The 19,134-nt window shown below is 66.7% G+C and carries 23 protein-coding genes and 1 riboswitch; of the genes, 11 read left to right on the top strand and 12 right to left on the bottom strand.

What is annotated here, in order from left to right:
- The first annotated feature begins 74 nt into the window (after positions 1 to 74).
- The 8 genes from fmdA (at position 75) to ACED67_RS20470 (ending at position 9,123) form a co-directional block, all read left to right on the top strand.
- Complete coding sequence (gene fmdA / locus ACED67_RS20505) at positions 75 to 1,301, top strand: formamidase (RefSeq protein ID WP_395543597.1); 1,227 nt, start codon at positions 75 to 77, stop codon at positions 1,299 to 1,301.
- A 68-nt stretch (positions 1,302 to 1,369) separates the two neighbouring features.
- Positions 1,370 to 1,882: an AmiS/UreI family transporter gene (locus ACED67_RS20500; RefSeq protein ID WP_395543596.1), complete on the top strand. Its 513-nt coding sequence runs from the start codon at positions 1,370 to 1,372 to the stop codon at positions 1,880 to 1,882.
- An 11-nt stretch (positions 1,883 to 1,893) separates the two neighbouring features.
- Entirely contained in the window at positions 1,894 to 2,190 is a 297-nt protein-coding gene (locus ACED67_RS20495; protein ID WP_395543595.1) for an FmdB family zinc ribbon protein, read from the top strand.
- A 443-nt stretch (positions 2,191 to 2,633) separates the two neighbouring features.
- Positions 2,634 to 3,818, top strand: a complete 1,185-nt coding sequence (bhcA, locus tag ACED67_RS20490; protein ID WP_395543594.1) for an L-aspartate--glyoxylate aminotransferase BhcA — start codon at positions 2,634 to 2,636, stop codon at positions 3,816 to 3,818.
- Between the two features lie 34 nt (positions 3,819 to 3,852).
- Complete coding sequence (bhcB, locus tag ACED67_RS20485; RefSeq protein ID WP_395543593.1) at positions 3,853 to 4,815, top strand: beta-hydroxyaspartate dehydratase BhcB; 963 nt, start codon at positions 3,853 to 3,855, stop codon at positions 4,813 to 4,815.
- A gap of 10 nt (positions 4,816 to 4,825) precedes the next feature.
- Positions 4,826 to 5,989 carry a 3-hydroxy-D-aspartate aldolase BhcC gene (gene bhcC / locus ACED67_RS20480; protein ID WP_395543592.1) on the top strand — a complete coding sequence of 388 codons (1,164 nt, stop codon included), beginning with the start codon at positions 4,826 to 4,828 and terminating at the stop codon, positions 5,987 to 5,989.
- A 49-nt stretch (positions 5,990 to 6,038) separates the two neighbouring features.
- On the top strand, positions 6,039 to 6,998 hold the full coding sequence (bhcD, locus tag ACED67_RS20475) for an iminosuccinate reductase BhcD (protein WP_395543591.1): 960 nt from the start codon (positions 6,039 to 6,041) through the stop codon (positions 6,996 to 6,998).
- 427 nt (positions 6,999 to 7,425) lie between these two features.
- On the top strand, positions 7,426 to 9,123 hold the full coding sequence (locus ACED67_RS20470; RefSeq protein WP_395543590.1) for a Na/Pi cotransporter family protein: 1,698 nt from the start codon (positions 7,426 to 7,428) through the stop codon (positions 9,121 to 9,123).
- Between the two features lie 131 nt (positions 9,124 to 9,254).
- Here ACED67_RS20470 and ACED67_RS20465 read toward each other — a convergent pair whose 3' ends face one another.
- Positions 9,255 to 9,461: an FCD domain-containing protein gene (locus ACED67_RS20465; protein WP_395543589.1), complete on the bottom strand. Its 207-nt coding sequence runs from the start codon at positions 9,459 to 9,461 to the stop codon at positions 9,255 to 9,257.
- An 81-nt stretch (positions 9,462 to 9,542) separates the two neighbouring features.
- Between ACED67_RS20465 and ACED67_RS20460 the strand changes: the two genes are divergently transcribed.
- Together ACED67_RS20460 and ACED67_RS20455 are read left to right on the top strand one after the other, a co-directional pair.
- Positions 9,543 to 9,704, top strand: a complete 162-nt coding sequence (locus ACED67_RS20460; RefSeq protein ID WP_395543588.1) for a TRAP transporter small permease subunit — start codon at positions 9,543 to 9,545, stop codon at positions 9,702 to 9,704.
- On the top strand, positions 9,701 to 10,024 hold the full coding sequence (locus ACED67_RS20455; RefSeq protein ID WP_395543587.1) for a hypothetical protein: 324 nt from the start codon (positions 9,701 to 9,703) through the stop codon (positions 10,022 to 10,024). The genes ACED67_RS20460 and ACED67_RS20455 overlap by 4 nt, the downstream gene beginning before the upstream one ends.
- A gap of 99 nt (positions 10,025 to 10,123) precedes the next feature.
- Here the strand turns inward: ACED67_RS20455 and cobF are convergent, their stop codons facing one another.
- The 9 genes from cobF to cbiE form a co-directional block, all read right to left on the bottom strand.
- Complete coding sequence (gene cobF, locus ACED67_RS20450) at positions 10,124 to 10,894, bottom strand: precorrin-6A synthase (deacetylating) (RefSeq protein WP_395543586.1); 771 nt, start codon at positions 10,892 to 10,894, stop codon at positions 10,124 to 10,126.
- A gap of 60 nt (positions 10,895 to 10,954) precedes the next feature.
- On the bottom strand, positions 10,955 to 11,716 hold the full coding sequence (locus tag ACED67_RS20445) for a CbtA family protein (protein ID WP_395543585.1): 762 nt from the start codon (positions 11,714 to 11,716) through the stop codon (positions 10,955 to 10,957).
- Positions 11,717 to 11,720: 4 nt separating this feature from the next.
- Complete coding sequence (locus ACED67_RS20440; RefSeq protein WP_395543584.1) at positions 11,721 to 11,897, bottom strand: CbtB domain-containing protein; 177 nt, start codon at positions 11,895 to 11,897, stop codon at positions 11,721 to 11,723.
- 33 nt (positions 11,898 to 11,930) lie between these two features.
- Positions 11,931 to 12,152, bottom strand: a riboswitch (cobalamin riboswitch).
- Between the two features lie 59 nt (positions 12,153 to 12,211).
- Positions 12,212 to 12,547: a DUF1636 family protein gene (locus ACED67_RS20435; RefSeq protein ID WP_395543583.1), complete on the bottom strand. Its 336-nt coding sequence runs from the start codon at positions 12,545 to 12,547 to the stop codon at positions 12,212 to 12,214.
- Entirely contained in the window at positions 12,540 to 13,262 is a 723-nt protein-coding gene (cobA, locus tag ACED67_RS20430) for a uroporphyrinogen-III C-methyltransferase (protein ID WP_395543582.1), read from the bottom strand. The genes ACED67_RS20435 and cobA overlap by 8 nt, the downstream gene beginning before the upstream one ends.
- A 2-nt stretch (positions 13,263 to 13,264) precedes the next feature.
- The gene (locus ACED67_RS20425; RefSeq protein WP_395543581.1) at positions 13,265 to 14,617 is read right to left on the bottom strand and encodes a cobyrinic acid a,c-diamide synthase CobB; all 1,353 of its coding nucleotides are present in this window, start codon (positions 14,615 to 14,617) and stop codon (positions 13,265 to 13,267) included.
- On the bottom strand, positions 14,614 to 15,396 hold the full coding sequence (gene cobM, locus ACED67_RS20420) for a precorrin-4 C(11)-methyltransferase (RefSeq protein WP_395543580.1): 783 nt from the start codon (positions 15,394 to 15,396) through the stop codon (positions 14,614 to 14,616). The genes ACED67_RS20425 and cobM overlap by 4 nt, the downstream gene beginning before the upstream one ends.
- Entirely contained in the window at positions 15,393 to 15,761 is a 369-nt protein-coding gene (locus ACED67_RS20415) for a cobalamin biosynthesis protein (protein WP_395543579.1), read from the bottom strand. The genes cobM and ACED67_RS20415 overlap by 4 nt, the downstream gene beginning before the upstream one ends.
- The gene (gene cbiE / locus ACED67_RS20410; RefSeq protein ID WP_395543578.1) at positions 15,758 to 16,936 is read right to left on the bottom strand and encodes a precorrin-6y C5,15-methyltransferase (decarboxylating) subunit CbiE; all 1,179 of its coding nucleotides are present in this window, start codon (positions 16,934 to 16,936) and stop codon (positions 15,758 to 15,760) included. Before cbiE ends, ACED67_RS20415 begins: the two co-directional genes overlap by 4 nt.
- Here cbiE and ACED67_RS20405 point away from each other — a divergent pair.
- On the top strand, positions 16,935 to 17,687 hold the full coding sequence (locus tag ACED67_RS20405) for a cobalt-precorrin-6A reductase (protein ID WP_395543577.1): 753 nt from the start codon (positions 16,935 to 16,937) through the stop codon (positions 17,685 to 17,687). The genes cbiE and ACED67_RS20405 overlap by 2 nt on opposite strands.
- On the opposite strand, the gene cobJ is transcribed toward ACED67_RS20405, so the two are convergent.
- Both cobJ and cobI read right to left on the bottom strand, forming a co-directional pair.
- Positions 17,660 to 18,397: a precorrin-3B C(17)-methyltransferase gene (cobJ, locus tag ACED67_RS20400; protein ID WP_395543576.1), complete on the bottom strand. Its 738-nt coding sequence runs from the start codon at positions 18,395 to 18,397 to the stop codon at positions 17,660 to 17,662. The two genes, ACED67_RS20405 and cobJ, sit on opposite strands and share 28 nt — an antisense overlap.
- Entirely contained in the window at positions 18,394 to 19,134 is a 741-nt protein-coding gene (cobI, locus tag ACED67_RS20395) for a precorrin-2 C(20)-methyltransferase (protein ID WP_395543575.1), read from the bottom strand. The genes cobJ and cobI overlap by 4 nt, the downstream gene beginning before the upstream one ends.

Genomic DNA, 19,134 nt, shown 5'->3' with positions numbered 1-19,134 from the left:
ATGGTTGGAAGCTTCCTTTCGCGCAAGGGCGGTGCGGACCTGCCCGTGGCCTGCGCTCAATAGGGAGGAAGACAATGGCAAGAAACGTGTTCCAGGTCGATCTGAAGAAAGCGCCCGAGGATGCCGCGATCAAGACGCACAACCGCTGGCACCCTGACATTCCGATGGTCGAGACCTTCAAGCGCGGCGAAGTCCTGCGGGTCGAATGCTATGACTGGACCGGCGGTCAGATCGGCAACAATGACAGCGCCAACGATATCCGCGACGTCGACCTGACCCGGGTGCACTATCTCTCCGGGCCCTTCGGCTTTGAAGGTGCCGAACCGGGCGACCTGCTTGTCGTGGATATTCTTGACATCGGCACGCTGCCGGATTCGCAATGGGGCTTCAACGGCCTCTTTGCCAAAGATAATGGCGGCGGTTTCCTTACCGAACATTACCCCAATGCGACCAAGTCGATCTGGGATTTTGAAGGCATCTACGCCAAGTCGCGGCATGTGCCCGGCGTGCGCTATCCCGGCCTTATCCACCCGGGACTGATCGGCTGCTTGCCCGATCACAAACTTCTGGCCGAGGCAAACCGCCGCGAGGCCGCGCTGATCGCCACCGACCCGAACCGCGTGCCGCCGCTGGCTGCCCCGCCGCACGCCGCAACCGCACTGATGGGGCAGATGTCGGCTTCGGCAGCGGGCAGCGCAGCAAAAGAGGCCTGGCGCACGGTGCCACCGCGCGAGCATGGCGGCAATTGCGACATCAAGAACCTGTCGCGCGGTTCGAAAGTGTATTTCCCCGTCTACGTCAAGGGTGGTGGCCTTTCCATGGGCGATATCCACTTCAGCCAGGGCGACGGCGAGATAACCTTCTGCGGTGCCATCGAGATGGCGGGCTGGATCGAGATCAAGGTCGACGTCATCAAGGGCGGCATGGCGAAATACGGCGTGATCAACCCGATCTTCCGGCCTTCGCCCGTCGATCCGCATTTCGACGATTACCTGATCTTCGAAGGCATCTCGGTCGACGAGCACACGGGCGAACAATATTACCTTGACGCCCATGTCGCCTATCGCCGGGCCTGCCTGAACGCGATCGAATATCTCAAGAAGTTCGGCTATTCCGGTGAACAGGCCTACATGATCCTGGGCACGGCCCCGGTCGAGGGACGCATCGCCGGAATCGTCGATATTCCCAACGTCTGCGCGACGCTGGCCATTCCGACCGCGATCTTCGACTTCGACATCCGGCCCAATGCCGATGGGCCGAAGCGGTCGGTTGCGCAGGTCGATGTCGCGCGGACGTCCTGACGCGATCAGTCCCGAAAAGCACAACATTCCCGCCCCCAGAGAGGGGCGGGCCCTTGGGAGGAGGGATCATGATACTTGGATTTCTGTTGTTCTACGTTGGGGCGGTGCTTTTCCTGAATGGCCTATGGCTGATGGGGCGGATTCAGGACCGCGAGATTGTCGTAATCAACGTCGTCTCCGGCCTCGTGGCCGGGGCCGTGGTCATACAGGGCGCCTTCGGGGCTGCGGCCGATGCGGCCAGCATCCGCGCCGCAGCGCTGACCCTGCTGTTCGCGGCGACCTATTTCTGGGTCGCCTATAACCGCTTCGCTGGGGTCGATGGGCGGGGTTTGGGCTGGTTCAGCCTGTTTGTGGCGGTCAGCACGGTTCCGGTCATTGTCTCCGGCTTCTCGGCCGCCGCGACCGGGCGCGATTTCTGGCTTGCCGGCAATTGGCTGGTCTGGGGTATCCTGTGGTTCATGTACTTTCTGCTTCTGGCCCTGGGCAAGCCGATCCTGAAACAGACCGCTTGGGTGACGCTCCTTTCGGGGATCTTCAACGGCTGGCTGCCCGGCTGGCTCCTTCTCGATGGCATGATGTAACGGAGGCTGCGATGCCCATCTATGACTTCCAATGCAACGATCATGGCATCTTCAGCGGCTGGGCCAGCTACGACGCCAGTCGAAAAGGTCTGGCATGCCCGCATTGCGGCCGCCACAGCTCCGTTCTGGTGGCGCTGCCCCAGATCAGTCGGCTTTCCAGTGGCCTGCGCCGGGCCGAAGCCCGGGCTGAGACGACCTCGGGCGAGCCGAAAGTGATGAAGCGCAAGCACCTGCCAAGCTGCGGCTGCAAACTATGCAATCGCAAGGCGCCGCCCACGTCGCGGCGCTGGATGATCGGGAACTGCTAGCTTCAACCTTTGGCGCCGGGTGGGGCGACAACCCCGCCCGGCCTACCACCCTGTCGCCGGGCTGATCCGGGCCTGCCTGACATTCGCCTCCGCGCCGCTTGAGGCGGCGCTTTGCCTGTACGGCCCCCGCGCCGCGGCGCATCGCAAAGGGCCCTCCGATCCGGCCCACAGAGGCTTCACCCCGTCTGTTGGGCTTGCTCAATGGCGTCAGCAAGCTTGATCATTTGGCCGACGGCGTCGCGTTCGCAGTGCCTTGGACCATATTGGCCACGGGCTGCAATCTTTCGGTTTTGAGGCCGCTCCCACGCGATGAAAAATCATAAATATCTAATAATTAACGATAAATAGAATTTTTTCTACAGTCAAAAAACATTTTCAAAATAATATGCGCTGCTGCTTGCCGCCTGTATGGTGTTCAGAACACATCAGGAGGAAGGGCCGACATGCAAAATCCCGTCTTCATTCCAGGTCCCACAAACATGCCCGAGGCCCTGCGCAAGGCCGTGGACGTCCCGACGATGGATCATCGTTCGGCAGCCTTCGCCGAGGTGCTGACCCCCGCCCTTGAGGGCGTCCGCCGGGTTGTGAAGGCGGCTACCGCCGCCGTGTTCGTCTTTCCCTCGACCGGCACGGGCGGGTGGGAAATCGCGATCACCAACACTCTGTCGCCCGGCGACAGGATTCTCGCGGCCCGGCATGGCATGTTCAGCCATCGCTGGATCGACCTGTGCCAGCGTCACGGTCTTGACGTACAGATCGTCGAAGAGGAATGGGGCGCGGGCCTGCCCGCCGAGGCCTATCTGGAAATCCTGAGCGCGGATCGCGATCACCGGATCAAGGCGGTGCTGGCGACGCATAATGAAACTGCGACCGGCGTGGTGTCCGATATCGCCGCCGTGCGGCGCGCGCTGGACAAGGCACGCCATCCGGCGCTGCTGATGGTCGATGGCGTCAGCTCGATCGGGTCCATGGATTTCCGCTTTGACGATTGGGGCGTGGATATCGCGGTCACGGGGTCGCAAAAGGGCTTCATGCTGCCGCCCGGTCTTGCGATCACCGTGCATTCCGCGCGCGCGATGAAAGTCGCTGAAACCGCGCGTCTGGCCCGTTGCTTCTTCGACATCCGCGACATGGGGCGGACGAATGCCGCCGGGCTTTATCCCTATACCCCGCCGGTCGGGCTGATCTGCGGGCTGAAACTGGCCTGCGATTACCTGCTGGACGAAGGGCTGGAGGCCGTTTTTGCCCGCCACGCGCGGATTGCGAATGGCGTCCGTGCGGCGGCGGCGGCCTGGGGGCTTCCCCTTGGCGCGCGCTCTCCCGATCTGTATTCGCAGACCGTGACGGCGGTGCGCACGCCCACAGGGTTCAACGCGACGGATATCGTTACCCGCGCCGCGACGGTCTATGATACGGCGTTCGGCACCGGCCTGGGCGAACTTGCGGGCAAGGTCTTCCGCTTCGGCCATCTTGGCAGGATGAGCGATCTTACCGCGCTGTCCGGTCTGGCTGTTCTTGAAATGTGCATGGTCGATCTGGGACTCCCCATAAGGCTCGGCAGCGGCGTTGCTGCCGCGCAAGAGGTCTATCGTTCCACCGCTGCTGCGCAGATTCAAAGAGCCGCATGAATTTGCGCCGGGCAAGAGAACCAAGGATCAAGCGATGACGGACATCACACCGACGGATATCCCCTGCTTCGATGACGTTCTGGCTGCACGGGATCGGATCGCCGAGCACGTGCACAGGACGCCGGTCCTGACCTCGCGCATGCTGGACGGGCTGTCCGGCGCGACGCTGTTCTTCAAATGCGAGAATCTTCAGAAAGCCGGTGCATTCAAGGCCAGAGGGGCATCAAACGCCGTCTTCGGCCTGACCGATGCGCAGGCGGCGCGTGGCGTCGCCACCCATTCCAGTGGCAATCACGGCACCTGCCTGGCCTATGCCGCCGGGCGGCGCGGCATTCCCTGCACTGTGGTCATGCCGCGCACGGCGCCGGAGGCCAAAAAGGATGCCGTCCGCGGCTATGGCGGGCGTGTGGTGGAATGCGAACCCTCGACCTCCAGCCGTGAAGCCGTCTTTGCCGAGGTCGTGGCAGAAACTGGCGCGGAATTCGTGCATCCCTACAATGACCCGCGCGTCATCGCGGGGCAGGGCACCTGCGCCCTGGAACTGGTGGATCAGGTCGCGAACCTTGACGCGGTCATCGCGCCGATCGGTGGCGGTGGCATGATCTCGGGCACCTGCCTGACCCTGTCGACCATCTCCCCGCAGATCCGCATCTATGCCGCCGAACCGGAACAGGCCGACGATGCCGCCCGCAGCTTTCGCGCCGGGCATATCATCGCCGATGACGCGCCCGAAACCATCGCCGACGGGCTGAAAGTGCCGCTGAAAGAACTGACCTGGCACTTTGTCCGCAACCATGTTGCCGATATCCTGACCGTATCCGAGGCGGAAATCGTCGCGGCGATGGAACTTATCTGGAAGCGGCTCAAGATCGTCATGGAGCCGTCCAGCGCGGTGCCGCTGGCGGCTATTCTGAAGAACCCAAAGATCTTTATCGGCCAGCGCGTCGGCGTGATCATCACCGGCGGCAACGTCGATCTCAGGAAACTGCCTTTCTGAAGGGGGCGACATGAATATGGATGTCAAACTGACCGACCTGGAGGTCGGATATGACGTTCCGGCCCTGCCCGGGATGGACGAGAAGGATATTCAGACCCCCTGCCTGATCCTGGATATGGATGCTCTGGAAGCGAATATCCGCAAGATGGGCGACTATGCCCGCGACAGGGGGATGCGGCTTCGGGTACATGGCAAGATGCACAAATCGGTCGACGTAGCCAAGCTTCAGATGCGGATCGGCCATGCCATCGGCGTCTGCTGCCAGAAGGTCTCGGAAGCCGAGGTCTTTGCCCGGGGCGGGATCACCGACATCCTGGTCTCGAACGAAGTGCGCGATCCGGCCAAGATCGACCGGCTTGCCCGCCTGCCGAAACTGGGCGCCAGCGTCATCGTCTGCGTCGACGATCCTGCAAATGTCGCCGACCTGTCGGCGGCGGCGCAGAAACACGGCACGGTGCTGGACTGCTTTGTCGAAATCGATTGCGGTGCAGGACGTTGCGGGGTGACCAAGACCCCCGCCGTGGTCGAGATCGCCCGGGCCATCGCGGCCGCGCCGGGCCTGAGGTTCAAGGGCCTGCAAGCCTATCAGGGCGCGATGCAGCATATCGAAAGCTATGACGAACGCCGCGCCAAGCTGGATGTCGCGATTGCGATGGTCAAGGATGCGGTCGCCGCGCTGGAGGCCGTCGGCCTGAAGCCCGATCTCGTCTCGGGCGGCGGCACGGGGTCCTATTATTTCGAAAGCGGCTCCGGGGTCTATAACGAGCTGCAATGCGGCTCTTACGCCTTCATGGATGCCGACTACGGCCGCATCCGCGACAAGGATGGCAACCGCATCGATCAGGGCGAATGGCAGAACGCGCTGTTCATCCTGACCAGCGTGATGAGCCATGCCAAGGCCGACAAGGCGGTGGTGGATGCCGGGCTCAAGGCGCAATCGGTCGACAGCGGCCTGCCGGTCGTCTTTGGCCGCAGCGATGTGAAATATGTCAAATGCTCGGACGAGCATGGCGTGATCGACGATCCCGGCGCGGTGCTGAAAGTCAATGACAAGCTGCGGCTCGTCCCCGGCCATTGCGACCCGACATGCAATGTCCATGACTGGTATGTCGGCGTCCGCGGCGGCAAGGTCGAGGTGATCTGGCCGGTGTCGGCCCGTGGCCGCGCCTATTGATGTGTCAGGCGGAGGCGCGCCGCCGCCTCCAGACCCCAGGGAGACGTGAATGCATATTGTTCCCGAAGCGGCGATTGCCGGGTTGATGACGCGCGACCAGAGCTTCCGGGCGGTCGAGGCGGTCTTCGCCTCAATGGCGCGTGGCTCTGCGCGGAATTTCCCGGTCATTCGCGAGGCGCTCGGCCATGCCGACGCGCTTTACGGCTTCAAATCGGGCTTCGACCGTGACTCACTGGCGCTTGGTCTGAAATCAGGCGGTTTCTGGCCCGGCAATGCTGCGAAGGGCCTTACCAACCACCAGTCCTCGATTTTTCTTTTTGATGCCGATACCGGGCAGATCAAGGCGGTGATCGGCGGTAATCTTTTGACAGCCCTGCGCACCGCCGCCGCATCTGCCGTGTCGATCCACCATCTGGCGCGCCCGGATGCCGAAGTTATGGCCATGGTCGGCGCGGGCCATCAGGCGACGTTCCAGCTTCGGGCTGCCCTAGAGCAGCGCAAATTCCGCCGTGTGATCGCCTGGAACCGTAGCCCTGACCGGCTGGATCGCCTGGCCGCCGTCGCCGACGAATTCGGCCTGCCCTTCGAGGCGGTCTCGCTTGACCGGCTGGGGCCCGAGGCCGATGTGATCATCACGATCCTCTCCTCCTTCGCCCCGGTTCTGACGGCTACACAGATCAAGCCGGGCACCCACCTTGCCTGCATGGGCACCGACACACGCGGCAAGCAGGAAGTTGGCACGGATCTTGTCTCCGCCGCGCGTCTTTTCACCGATGAAGTGGCGCAATCCGTCAGCATCGGCGAATGCCAGCACGCGGTTCAGGCGGGGCTGATCAGGCCCGAAGACATCGTGCCTTTGGGCCGGGTGATCGACGGCGGTCACCCAGGCCGTCGCGCACCCGAGGACATTACACTCTTCGATGGCACGGGCGTGGCCTTGCAGGATCTCGCCGTGGCGGCCACCGTTCTGGAGCGGGCGATTGCCGAGGGAAGCGCCATCGAAGTGTGAGAGGCCGGGGCAAAATCCGCCGCTCCAGGACAGAAAGCTGGGCTTGCCGACAGCCTGAACCGGGCGGGCGATGCCGACCGGCGCAATGTTCATCGCGCATCAGAAATGTCGCGACGCCGCCGAAAGCGGCATGCTCGCAGGTTCCGACACCCGGCTTGCACGGATCGCGGATGTCTTCGGTTTGCCCTTGGCGAGGCTGCTCCCCCGGTCTGTGCAAGCCCTGTGCAAGGGTCGCACAGTCTGTTCAGGGTGAAGGGATCGCGAAAATCCTAACGAAAACCGCTCTCAATCTGCAAGTGGAGTAGCTTTCCGGCCGCACACGCCCGGTTTCTCGCCGATTGTAAAAGATTTGTAACACTTCTGTTGCACTCATGTGCATGGAGTGGCAGGGTCTGGGATCAAATGATCCGCCTGCAGGGGCGGGCGCGTGAACAGAGGTGCGGTGATCTTGGGCGGGACGGCAGAGTTCATTGATCTTCTCGGGGCGGTCGCGCTGCTGCTCTGGGGCTTGCGGATGATCAAGACCGGCGTGCTGCGCGCCTATGGGGCGGGGCTGCGACGTTGGCTTGGGCGGGGCAAGGGCAACCGTGTTGCCGCTGCCTTCTGGGGGTTCCTTGCGACGCTCGGGCTGCAATCCAGCACCGCGACGGCCGTGATCGTTGCAGCCTTCACGGCGCGCGACATCGTGACCCCGCGGCGAGCGCAGGCGATGATGCTGGGCGCCAATCTTGGCACGGCCGTGGTGACGCTTCTGCTGTCAAGCGGCATTTCCTGGCTGGCCCCGGCGCTGATCTTCGCGGGCGTGCTGACCTTCAACCTTGGCCATGCCTCGCGCAGCCGCAACACCGGCCGCGCGCTTCTGGGTCTGGGTCTGATGCTTCTGGCGCTGCACCTGCTGGGCGGCGTGACAGAACCCCTGCGCCAATCCACCACCCTGGCGCTGGTGCTGCGCGGGCTTGAGACGGCGCCCATCTTCGCTCTTCTCTTGGCGGCGGGCCTCGCGGTTCTGGCGTCCTCCAGCCTTGCTGTCGTGGTGCTGGTGATGCTGCTGGCGTCGGCGGGGATTGTCGGGCCGGCCCTTGCGCTCGTGCTGGTGGCCGGGGCGAATCTTGGCGGCGCGGTGCCGCCCTTCCTGGCGGTTCAGGCCGAAGGGCTGGCCGCGCGCCGGGTGGCGTTGGCGAATCTGCTGGTGCGCGCGATCGGGGCAGGGGCCGTGCTGGTGGCGGCTGCGCCGCTGGGCCAGGTGCTGCAGGATCTGCTGCCGCAGCCGGGTCATCTGGTCGTGGGCGCGCATATCGGGTTCAACCTGGCGCTTCTGGCGATCTTTCTGCCGCTTCTTGGGCCTGTCGCGCATCTCGCCGCCTGGATGCTGCCTGACCGCGCGGATCAACGCCCTTCGGCGCCCAGCTACCTGGACGACAGTCTGCTGGCGCTGCCCGAGATGGCGCTGGCCGTCGCCGCCCGCGAAACCCTGCGTCTGGGCGACATGGTTGCCGAGATGCTGGAGCGCAGCCGCCAGGCATTGACCGAGGCGGATGCCGCCCCCTGCGCCGAGGTGGCCAGGCTGGAAACCGAGGTCGACCGTCTGCACGAGAAGATCAAGCTCTACGTCGCCCGTCTGTCGCGCGCCGAACTGGACGAGGCTGATGCCGCGCGTGCCAGCGAAGTGATCTCCTACGCCATCAACCTTGAGCATGTCGGCGACATCATCGAAAGCGGACTTGCGGAAATTGCGGTCAAGAAGGCCCGCAAGAAACTCATGCTCTCGCCCGAGGGCCTGGCCGAGATCCGCGCCTTTTACGACCATACGGCCGAGAACCTTAAACTCGCGCAGGCCATCTTCCTGTCCCGCGACGCCGCCCTCGCGCGGCGGCTGATGGATCAGAAGATCGTCAGCCGCAAGCTGGAGGCGCAATCGGCCGAAGCGCATCTGGAGCGGATGCGCGCGGGGCGGCAGGAAACGCTGGAAACCAGCTCGATCCATCTTGATCTGCTGCGCGACCTCAAGCGGGTCAACGCGCATCTGGCCTCGGTCGCCTATCCGATCCTTGAAGATCTTGGGCTGCTGCGCGAAAGCCGGTTGCGCAGCGCGCAGGCCAAGACCGTTCCGCTTCCCGAGGTCTGATCGGGCACGAAAGGCCCCGGTCAGGCGCGATGCGCGCCGCTCTCCAGCGCCCGGCTGACGGCATCTGTCGTGCGCTGGATATGGGGCGGATCACCTCGGTCGTGCGGGGGACATCGCGATCCATGGCGCTTTCAAACAGCGCGATGTTCCTCATGCACATCGCGCTGGTTTGCGGGCTGCCTGCGCGACAACTGTCGATAGCGTTCATGGTGCTGATACATCATGCCCCGCATCCGCAAAAGCCAGACCGAACCGGCCGCACCGACGAGCGCTGGGTGGAAGTCGGTGTTCAGCCCTTCCCATTCGGTCAGATCGCGCGGTTCGGCGCTGCGCCCCATCCGCTCCAGCCGATACCAGGCCGCGATCAGCCGCTCCTCCCAGGCCCGATCCCCGCGCGGGCCGAGATTTTTCTGGCCGCCGTGCTGACATTCATTTTCTTCACGCTGCTCTTGGCCAATGTGGCAGGCCGCTTCTTCGGCGCTCCGCTGATCTGGGTCGATGAGGTTGCGGTCAATCTGATGGTGATCGCGACTTTTCTGGCCGCGGCTGCGGCGATCGTTGGCGCCAGCATATCGCGGTGACGCTGCTGCCCGACTGCCTTTCGCCCCGCAGCGCCGCCGTCCTGCGGCTGCTCGCCGATCTGCTTTTGCTGGTGTTCACGCTGCTGTTGGGCTGGATGGTCTGGGTCTGGTTCGACCCCCTGGCCGCAAGTGCGGCGGCCTCGCTCGAGGCCTTTTCGGCCCAGAGTTTCAACTTCATCTATCAGGAGCCGACCGTGACGCTGGGCATCCGCAAGGTCTGGTTCTGGCTGATCCTGCCGGTCTTCGCCATCGCCGCGACGGTGCATTGCCTTGCCCAGATCGAGGCCGACCCGAAACATCTTAGGACATTCGCAAAATGATCGTTGGCAGCAGCTTCATCGGCCTTGCCCGTTTCCGGCGCGCGCCAATGGCATGGCGGCGGCGAGACACTTGCGATCGCAAGCGCTTTGGCGCGTCGCCTAGGGCAGTGCAGGCTCGCGCCGCATCAGGTAGATGTCCATGATCCAGCCATGGGCGGCGCGGGCGCTGCTGCGGGTCTCGAGGATCTGCGACGCGACTTCGGCGAGCGGGCCAGAGATCAGAATTTCCTCTTCCATCCCGACATAGGCCCCCCACCAGATCGAGATGCCTGTCGGATCGAGCGTGCCGAAGGCACCGCCCGCATCCAGCAAGATGACCACCGTGTCGCTGCCCGCGGGCCAGCCCGTCTCGCGCAGGGCGCGGCCGGTGGTGATGGTCACGGGGGCGCCAAGCCCGTTCAAGGGAATGGCATGGGCGGCGCAGAGCGCCTGAATCGCCGTGATCCCGGGGGTGACCCGCAGGGTCAGCGGCAGGCGTTTGGCCAGACGCTCGGCGATGCGCAGGGAACTGTCGTACAGCGAGGGGTCACCCCAGACCAGAAGCGCCACCTTCAGCGGAACCTCGGGGCGGAGATGGGGGCGGATGGCCGCCTCCCAGGCCAGTGCGATGGCATCATGCCAGTCGCTGACGCGGGCGAGGTAATCGGGCGTTGCAGGGTCGCGGACGGGCAGATCGAAACCCTGCACATGGGTCGCGGGATTGGTCACGCAACTTTCGATTATACGGTAGCGCAGGCCCGCAAGGTCGGCCTTGTCCTCGCCCTTGAGCGGGACAAGGATCAGGTCGGCCCGGTCCATCGCCTTGGCGGCCTGGGCGGTGACATGGTCGGGATTGCCGCTGCCGATGCCGATCAGGTCGAGGGTGATCATCGGGCTTTCCTGCAGGAGAAGCCGCCGCGCCCGAACAGCGCGACGGCAGGGGTTGTCACCTTAGACAGTGGCGGTTTCCTTCGACCAGAGCGCGCCAGCCGTCCAGCCCAGCACCGCCCAGACCACAAGCCCGACACCCAGCACGCGTGCGGCGAAGGTGGCGGCCAGTTCGGGCGGGGCGACGCCGGCGAAGCCTTCCAGATGCGGTGCGCCAATCAGATGTGGCGCGGCGAGGAGGGCAAGGCCAAGCGCGGCATAGACCGCGCCCTTGCCATAGGCCAGAAGCGCGATGCCGGTCGCTGTCGACAGCACCGTGCCCCACCACCAGACCTGCCGGGTGGCCAGCTCGGCCGCCGCTGTGCCGGGCAGTTCGGGCGCAAGACCCAGGGCCGGGGCAAGCTGGAAGGCCGCGAAGCCCGCGATCCCCCACAAAAGCCCCTCGCGCGCGCCGACTCGGCGGCCATAGGCCATGGCAAGGCCGAATCCCGCGACCAGGATCAGCGCATAGGCGCTGTAGATCAGGATCGAGAACAGCCCGGTCAGCGCATTGCGCTGGAACTCGGACGGCTCTTCCCCCGCCGTGCCATGGTCATGCGCACCGTGGTCATGCCCGGCTTCGGCCTCGGCAGCGGCGCCATGATCATGGTCTTCAGACGCGTCATGACCCTCAGCCGCCGTGCCCTGGAAATGGGTCAGACTGCCGGATTCATACTCTTCCGCCAGAAGGATCGACTTCTGAACGAATGCGAAATGCAGCAGGGCCGCCAGCAGCCCCGCCGCAACGCCAGCGAACAGCGCGCTGGCCAGCATTTTCTGGATCATGATGTCAGTGGCAGGGGAAGCCGGTGGCGTGACGCATGTCATGCGCGGCGTCATGCAGCGCGGCCGATTGCGCATGGCCTGCGACGAACAGGGTCGCGCCGCCCAGAAGGGCCACGAAAAGAACGGCCATCAAGGCCGAGGATTTGTCCGACGCGCGCAGCGCGGTCTGGGTATTGGTCATCTTCAGTCTCCTTACCGTCACACCCGACGGCGGTTGTTGCTTTCGTGCCTGGCCGGTCTCCTGACTCGCGGGTCGAAGCTGCTTTCCGCCTTCCCAGCCCGGTGAGGGGCCAGTGGCCGTTGGAAAGCCGCTCTCCGCATACAGTCGCGGGGGCGGTTGGGGCTTTGGGCGCCGTATTCGGTCCGCCCTTTCCCCATTCCCGTTTCAGTCCGAGCGCTTTGCGCCTGATCGGACGCCATGCCCCGCCAGTTGCCATCAGGATGCTGTCAGGGTCAAGCGCGATTGCGGCCTGCGGGTCGGCGATTGCGACGGAATCAGCCCGGAATCCGCGCCAGCGCCTTTAGGCGCAGCGCGCCAAGGATGCGGGCATCGGCAAAGGTGCCATCGGGCGAAACGGCATAGCGGCGGGCGAAGTTGACAAGATCGGCAAGGTCGCTTTCACCAAGATCGCCAAAGAGATAGGCGGTCTTGCCCGCGCTGCGGAAGGCGCAGGTCGAGGCGCGGGCGCAGCCCGACATGCAATCGGCGGTCTGGACCTTTGCCGCCACGCCCGCCTCTGCCAGCGCCTGCGCCAAGGGCGCGGCAAAGCCCGTGCGGCCCAGGGCGCAAGAGGTGCAGAGCGTGACGGTCAGGGCGGCGGGTTCAGGCATCGGCCAGCGGACCGTAAAGGATCAGCGCCGGGCTTTCGGCGGGGGGCGCGTCCACGAGCATTGCGGCAAGCCCGGCCAGCGTGCTGCGGGTCAGGCGCTGGTCGGGATGGCCCACCGCCTCGGCCAGAAGGGTGGATGTTTCGGGCGACAGGCCCTCGGCCTGAAGCCGGGCGGCAAGGGCAGGAAAGCTGCGCCGCCCCATGAAGACCACTGTCGTCGCCTGCGGATCGGCCAGCGCGGCCCAGTTAAGGCCTTCGGGCAGGCTGCCGGTCACATCGGCCCCGGTGACGAATTGCACCCGGCGCGCGGTCACCCGGCGGGTAAGCGGAATCCCCGCCGCCGCCGCCGCCGCGCAGGCCGAAGGCACGCCGGGCACGATTTCGAAACCGATCCCGGCGGCTTTCAGGGCAGTGATCTCCTCTTCCAGCCGCCCGAACAGACCGGAATCGCCGGATTTCAGCCGTACCACCCGTGCGCCAGTGGCGGCATGATCGACGAGAAGGCGACTGACATGATCCTGCTTGGGCGAGGGCTTTCCGGCGCGCTTGCCCACCGCGACCAGTTCCGTGCCCGGTCCGGCATGGGCAAGGATCGGGCCTGAGGCGAGGTCATCGAACAGGATGACATCGGCCCCCGCCAGAAGGCGCGCGGCCTTGAGGGTCAACAACTCGGGATCGCCGGGGCCGGCGGAGACGAAAGAGACGAAGCCAGTCATGGCTAGGGGTCCTGCGGGGCAAGAGAGGCGGCGGGAGCGATCAGGTGGAAGAACGTGCCGGAGACGGTGCCACCGCCCGGCTGGGCCGCGAATGAGCCGGTCTCCGCCACCTCGGCCCCTGTCGCGTCGGTCACGCGGGCCAAGGGCGCGTCGGGCTGCGAGAGGATCGTGGCATAGTGGAATTCATGGCCGCGCAAGGGGCGCGTCCCCTGACCGGGCAGGGCACGATGCGGGCGAGCAAGGCGATAACCCAGATGCATGCGCCGCTTGGCGAAGCTGGTCTCAAGCCCCAGCAGCCCGGCCATGCGGTGGCGCGCGCCATCGGCGGCGACCAGCCCCGCGCCAAGCGCCATGTAGCCGCCGCATTCACCATGGACCGGGCGGGTCCGGGCGAAATCGGCCAGACCAGCGCGGAAGCCTTCGGACGCGGCCAGTTGCGCGGCGTGAAGTTCCGGATAGCCGCCCGGCAGCCAGCAGACCGTGGCGCTGGGGTCCGGGGCCTGATCGGCAAGGGGCGAGAAGGGCAGGATCGTTGCCCCCTGCGCCCGCCAATCGGCCAGGAGATGCGGATAGACGAAGGAAAAGGCGGCGTCGCGGGCCAGCGCGATGCGTTCGCCCGGGGCGGGAACTGGGGCGCTGGGCGCGGGCGGAAGGGCATGGGCGGCGGCCAGCGCGCGGATCGCATCAAGGTTGCAATGGGCGGCGACGAAAGCGGCGGCTTCGGCCAGGATCGCCTGCAGGCGCGGCAGTTCCTCGGCCTGCACAAGGCCCAGATGGCGCTCGGGCAGGGCGACCTCGGCCCGGCGCGGCAGGGCGCCCAGCACGGGCAAGCCCGCCGCCGCCATCCCGGCGCGCACCAGCGCCTCATGCCGGGGCGAGGCGACCTTGTTCAGGATCACGCCGCCGACCGTCAGCCCGGCGCGGAACCGGGCCAATCCCTGCGCCACCGCGGCCGCCGTCTGGGCCTGGCCAGAGACATCGAGCACCAGAACGACGGGCCAGCCCATCAGCGCCGCCACTTCGGCGCTGGCGCCGGTTCCGGTTTCACCGGCTGCGGCGACGCCGTCGAACAGGCCCATCGAGCCTTCGGCCAGCACGAGATCGGACCCCGCCGCCACATCCGCCAGAGCGGCGATGCGGCCCGGTGCCATGGCCCAGCTGTCCAGGTTCACCGAAGGCCGGCCTGCGGCTGCGGCGTGGAAGGCCGGATCGATGTAATCCGGCCCGCTTTTGAACGGTTGTACGGTCAGTCCGCGCGCGGCGAAGGCAGCAAGAAGGCCCAGCGTCACCGTGGTCTTGCCCGTGCCCGAAGCGGGGGCCGAGATCAGAAGGCCGGGAGGCGGCGTCGGTGTCATTCGCTTCCCGCCGGAAAGCGCGGCTCGGCCCCAACCGGGCGGTAGCGGCGGTCGTAATCGCCCGCGTAAAGACGGCTTTCGGCAAAACCTTCCGCCGCCAGCGCGGGGCCGACAAGGATCAGCGCCGTGCGCTCGCCCGCGCCGATGGCCGGGTCGATCGTGGCGAGGGTGGCGCGGTGCAGGCGCTGGTCGGGCCAGGAGGCACGGAAGACCACCGCGACCGGGCAATCGGGCCCATAGGCGGGCAGAAGCCGTGCCTGCACATCGGCCAGGACATGGACAGAAAGATGGATCGCCAGCGTCGCGCCGGTGCGGGCGAAGTTCTCGAGCGTCTCGCTCTCGGGCATGGCCGAGGCGCGGCCCGAAGTCCGCGTCAGGACGACCGACTGTGCAAGGCCCGGCAGGGTCAGTTCGACCTCAAGCGCGGCGGCTGCGGCCGCAAAGGCGGGAACGCCGGGGGTGATGTCAAAGGGAATGTCCAGCGCGCGCAGGCGGCGCAGCTGTTCGCCCATCGCCGACCAGACCGAGAGGTCGCCGGAATGCAGCCGCGCCACATCCTTGCCTTCAGCATGGGCGGCAGAGATTTCGGCGACGATCCCGTCAAGGTCCATCGGGGCGGTGTTCACGATCCTCGCGCCGGGCGGGCAATGGGCCAGCAGAGCCTGCGGCACAAGGCTGCCGGCATAAAGACAGACGGGGCAGTCGGCGATCAGGTCGCGGCCCCGCAGCGTGATCAGGTCGGGCGCGCCGGGGCCGGCGCCGATGAAATGGACGGTCATGGGTGGGGTCCTTGGGTTGCGGCCATGGCGCAGGTCGCCATGCCGTCGGGCGCGGAAATCCGCGTCACGCTGAGTGTGGCGCCCGGTCCGGCGGCGGCCAGAGCCGCCGCTTCGGCGACCGAGCCGGTGCCGTGCAGCGCCTCGATCCGGGCCGAGCGGGTGGGGGTTGCAATGCCTGCCACTTCGACGGCACGGATTTGCAATCCGGTGCGGCGGGCGAGGTCGGCCAGCGTAGGGTCGGCCGCCTTGGCGGGCAGGGTCGCCAGCGCCTCGGCGCGGCCGCCCTGCGCCTCGACGGCCGCAAGCGCCGCCTCGAGCGCGGCAAGGCTTACGCCTTTGCGAAAGCCAAGGCCAGCCACCCTCATCGCGTGACGCTCCATTGCACGACGGGCCTTGCGGCCTGCCAGCCCCGAAAGCCGCCCAGAGGCGCCGCTTCGGCAAGGTCGATCCGCATCAGGCTTCCGCCATGGGCGGCGTGAAGGCTGGCGAGCAAGGCTTCGGTTTCCAGCGTGACGCCATTGGCGACAAGGCGGGTGCCGGGCGGCAGAAGGCCCCACAGCGTGTCATGCAGCGCGGCAGAGCCGCCGCCGCCGATGAAGGTGGCATCGGGCGGAGGCAGGGCGGCAAGCGCGTCGGGCGCGCGGCCTTCGACCACGGTGATGCGGTGCGACAGGCCGAAACCTTCGGCATTGGCGCGGATGTTCGCGGCGCGCTCGGCGCGGGCCTCGACCGCAAAGGCCCGTCCCCCGGCCAGCGCCCATTCGACCGAGATCGAGCCAGACCCGCCGCCGATATCCCACAGCACCTCGCCCGGACGCGGGGCAAGGGCCGAAAGTGTCAGGGCCCGCACCGGGCGTTTGGTGATCTGGCCGTCATGGCGGAACATGTCATCCGGCAGGGCCGAGGCGCGGGGCAGGCCCGCACCGCGCGGCAGGTCGGCCCCGTCCAGCGCCACGGCGACCGGGGCGGCGATATCGGGCCAGCCGGCGCCGGGCCGCAGGCGCTCGCGCGGGCCACCCAGCGCCTCGCAGACCGTGATGCGAGCTTCGGCAAAGCCGTTGGCGGCCAGCCAGGCGGCAAGTTCGGCCACCGCCGCGCCGTCGCGCAGGGTGCAGATCGCCCTTGTGCCGCGCGCCAGAAGCGGGCGCAGCCGGGCGAAGGGCGCGGCATGAAGGCCAAGGCAGAGCGTGTCCTCAAGCCGCCAGCCCAACCGCGCGGCGACAAGCGAGAAGGTTCCGGCCACCGGGAAGCTCTGCCATTCCGAAGGCGAAAGATGCGCCGCGACCGACCCGCCCGCGCCGAACCAGAAGGGATCGCCGGAAACCAGCATCGCCACGCGGCGGCCCCGGCAGGCAAGCAGGGGGGCAAGGTCGAAGGGCACGGGCCAGTCGCGCCCGCGATCCCCCGCTTGCGCCAGGGCCAGATGACGGGGCGCGCCGAAGACCAGTTCGGCCCCGGCCAGCGCGGCGCGACTTGTGCTTGACAGGCCCGCCGGTCCATCTTCCCCCAGACCGATGATCGAAAGCCAAGCTTCACCCATGACCCGCGTCCTTCTTCTGGGCGGCACGACCGAAGCCAGCCTTCTGGCGCAGGCCCTTGCGCAGGCGGGGATCGCGGCGGTCTTTTCCTATGCAGGTCGCACCGGCGCGCCGATCGCCCAGCCCTTGCCGACGCGCATCGGCGGCTTTGGCGGGGCCGAGGCTATGGCCAAGGCGCTGCGCGAGGGGGGCTTCACCCATCTGGTCGATGCGACCCACCCTTTCGCCGCGCAGATCAGCGCCAATGCCGTCGCCGCCTGTGCCGAGACGGGGACGCCGCTGATCGCCCTGCAGCGCCCGGCCTGGACCGCTCAGGACGGCGACCGCTGGACCCGCGTCGCCGACACGGCGGCCGCTGTCGCGGCGCTGCCCGATGCGCCCGCCCGCGTCTTTCTGGCCACCGGCAAGCAGGGCCTGCTGCCCTTCGCGTTGAAGTCGCAGCACCAGTACCTGTTGCGCCTTGTCGATCCGCCCGAAGCGCCCTTGCCCCTGCCGCATGCAAGCGTCGTGATCGCACGGGGGCCTTTCGATGCCGAGGGCGACAAGGCGCTTATGATCGGCCATCGGATCACCCATCTTGTCGCCAAGAATGCCGGAGGCCTTGGCGCCGAAGCCAAGCTGATCGCAGCCCGCGCGCTGGGCTTGCCAGTGATCCTGATCGACCGGCCGACCCTGCCGCCGCGCAGCGAGGTGGCAAGCGTGGCCGAGGTGATTGACTGGCTTTCTCATGCCGGGACCGAGCGAGGGGTATAGACCCAGCGCCCGACGCGCCGTGTCGCCTCGTTTCCGACCAGCACCACTGTCCGCATGTCGGCCATTTCCGGCATCGCGTCGGACAGGGCCACGGTTGTCAGCACTTCTTCGGGTGTGCTGACGGCGCGGGCGAAGGTGATCAGGCGCCCGGGCTCGCATTCCTCGCGCAGAATTTCCAGCACGCGGGCGAATTGCAGGGGGCGCGATTTTGAGCGCGGGTTGTAGAAGGCCATGGCAAAGCCGCCGCGCGCGGCATGGCGCAACCGGCGCTCGACCTCGGCAAATGGTTTCAGATTGTCCGACAGGTTGATGGCGCAGAAGTCATGGCCAAGCGGCGCGCCCGCCCGGGCGGCGGCGGCAAGCATGGCGGTGATGCCGGGCAGGATGCGGATCTCCAACCCCTGATGCTGCGGCGCAGTCTCAAGCGCCTCGAACAAGGCCGAGGCCATGCCGAAGACGCCGGGATCGCCCGACGAGACCACGACCACCCGTCTGCCCGCCGCCGCCATCTCAAGCGCGGCATGGGCGCGGTCCAGCTCGACCCGGTTGTCGGAGGGGTGCAGGGTCAGGCCCGTCCGCGGCGCGATGCGGGCGACATAGGGAATATAGCCGACCACATCCGTGGCCAGTGCCAGCACGGTCGAGACCTCTGGCGTCACCAGGTCTTCGGCGCCGGGGCCAAGCCCTGCCACGATGACCCAGCCGGTCATTCTGCAGCCTCCGCCACCGGGCGGCGGCCATGACCATGCACCAGCACGATCGCGAAATAGGGGCAATCGGCAGCATCCACCTCGACCAGCCTGGCCAGTCTTTGCCCGGGCATGGTGCCGCGTTCCACAAGCCAGGCATCGCCCAGCCGCCCCGCCGCCGCCAGCGCCCGGCGCACGCGCGGCAGGTTCCGCCCGGTCTTCATGATCGCCAGCGCATCGGCACGGCGCATATGGGCGACCAGCTCTTCCTCGGGCAGGGTCGCCATCAGCACGGTCAGCACATCGTCGCCCCAGGTGACAGGCTGGCCGGTGGCGGTCCAGCAGCCGACCATGCCGGGGATGCCGGGGATCACCTCGACCGGGATCTGATCCCTGAGCCGGACATAGAGGTGCATGAAAGAACCGTAGAAGAAGGGATCGCCCTCGCACAGCACCACGACTTCGGCTCCGCCCTGCACCAGCGCCTGAAGGCGGGCGGCCCAACTGTCGTAGAAGGCTGACAGAAGGCGGTTGTAGTCGGGGCTGTCAAAGGGAAGCTCGGTGGTGACGGGATATTCCATCGCATGTTCGGTGACGCCCGGCGCCAGCATCCCCTCGACGATGCGGCGGGCCTGGCCGGCGCGGCCCGCCTTGCGGAAATAGGCAATGTGGCGCGCGGCGCGGATCACCCTGTCCGACCGCACCGAGATCAGATCGGGATCGCCGGGGCCAAGGCCCGCGCAGATGAGGCGCGACAT

Origin of the sequence: Neotabrizicola paludis, from assembly GCF_044142105.1 — a bacterium.
Lineage (GTDB): Bacteria > Pseudomonadota > Alphaproteobacteria > Rhodobacterales > Rhodobacteraceae > Pseudogemmobacter.
This window is presented reverse-complemented; position numbering and strand designations above follow the sequence as displayed.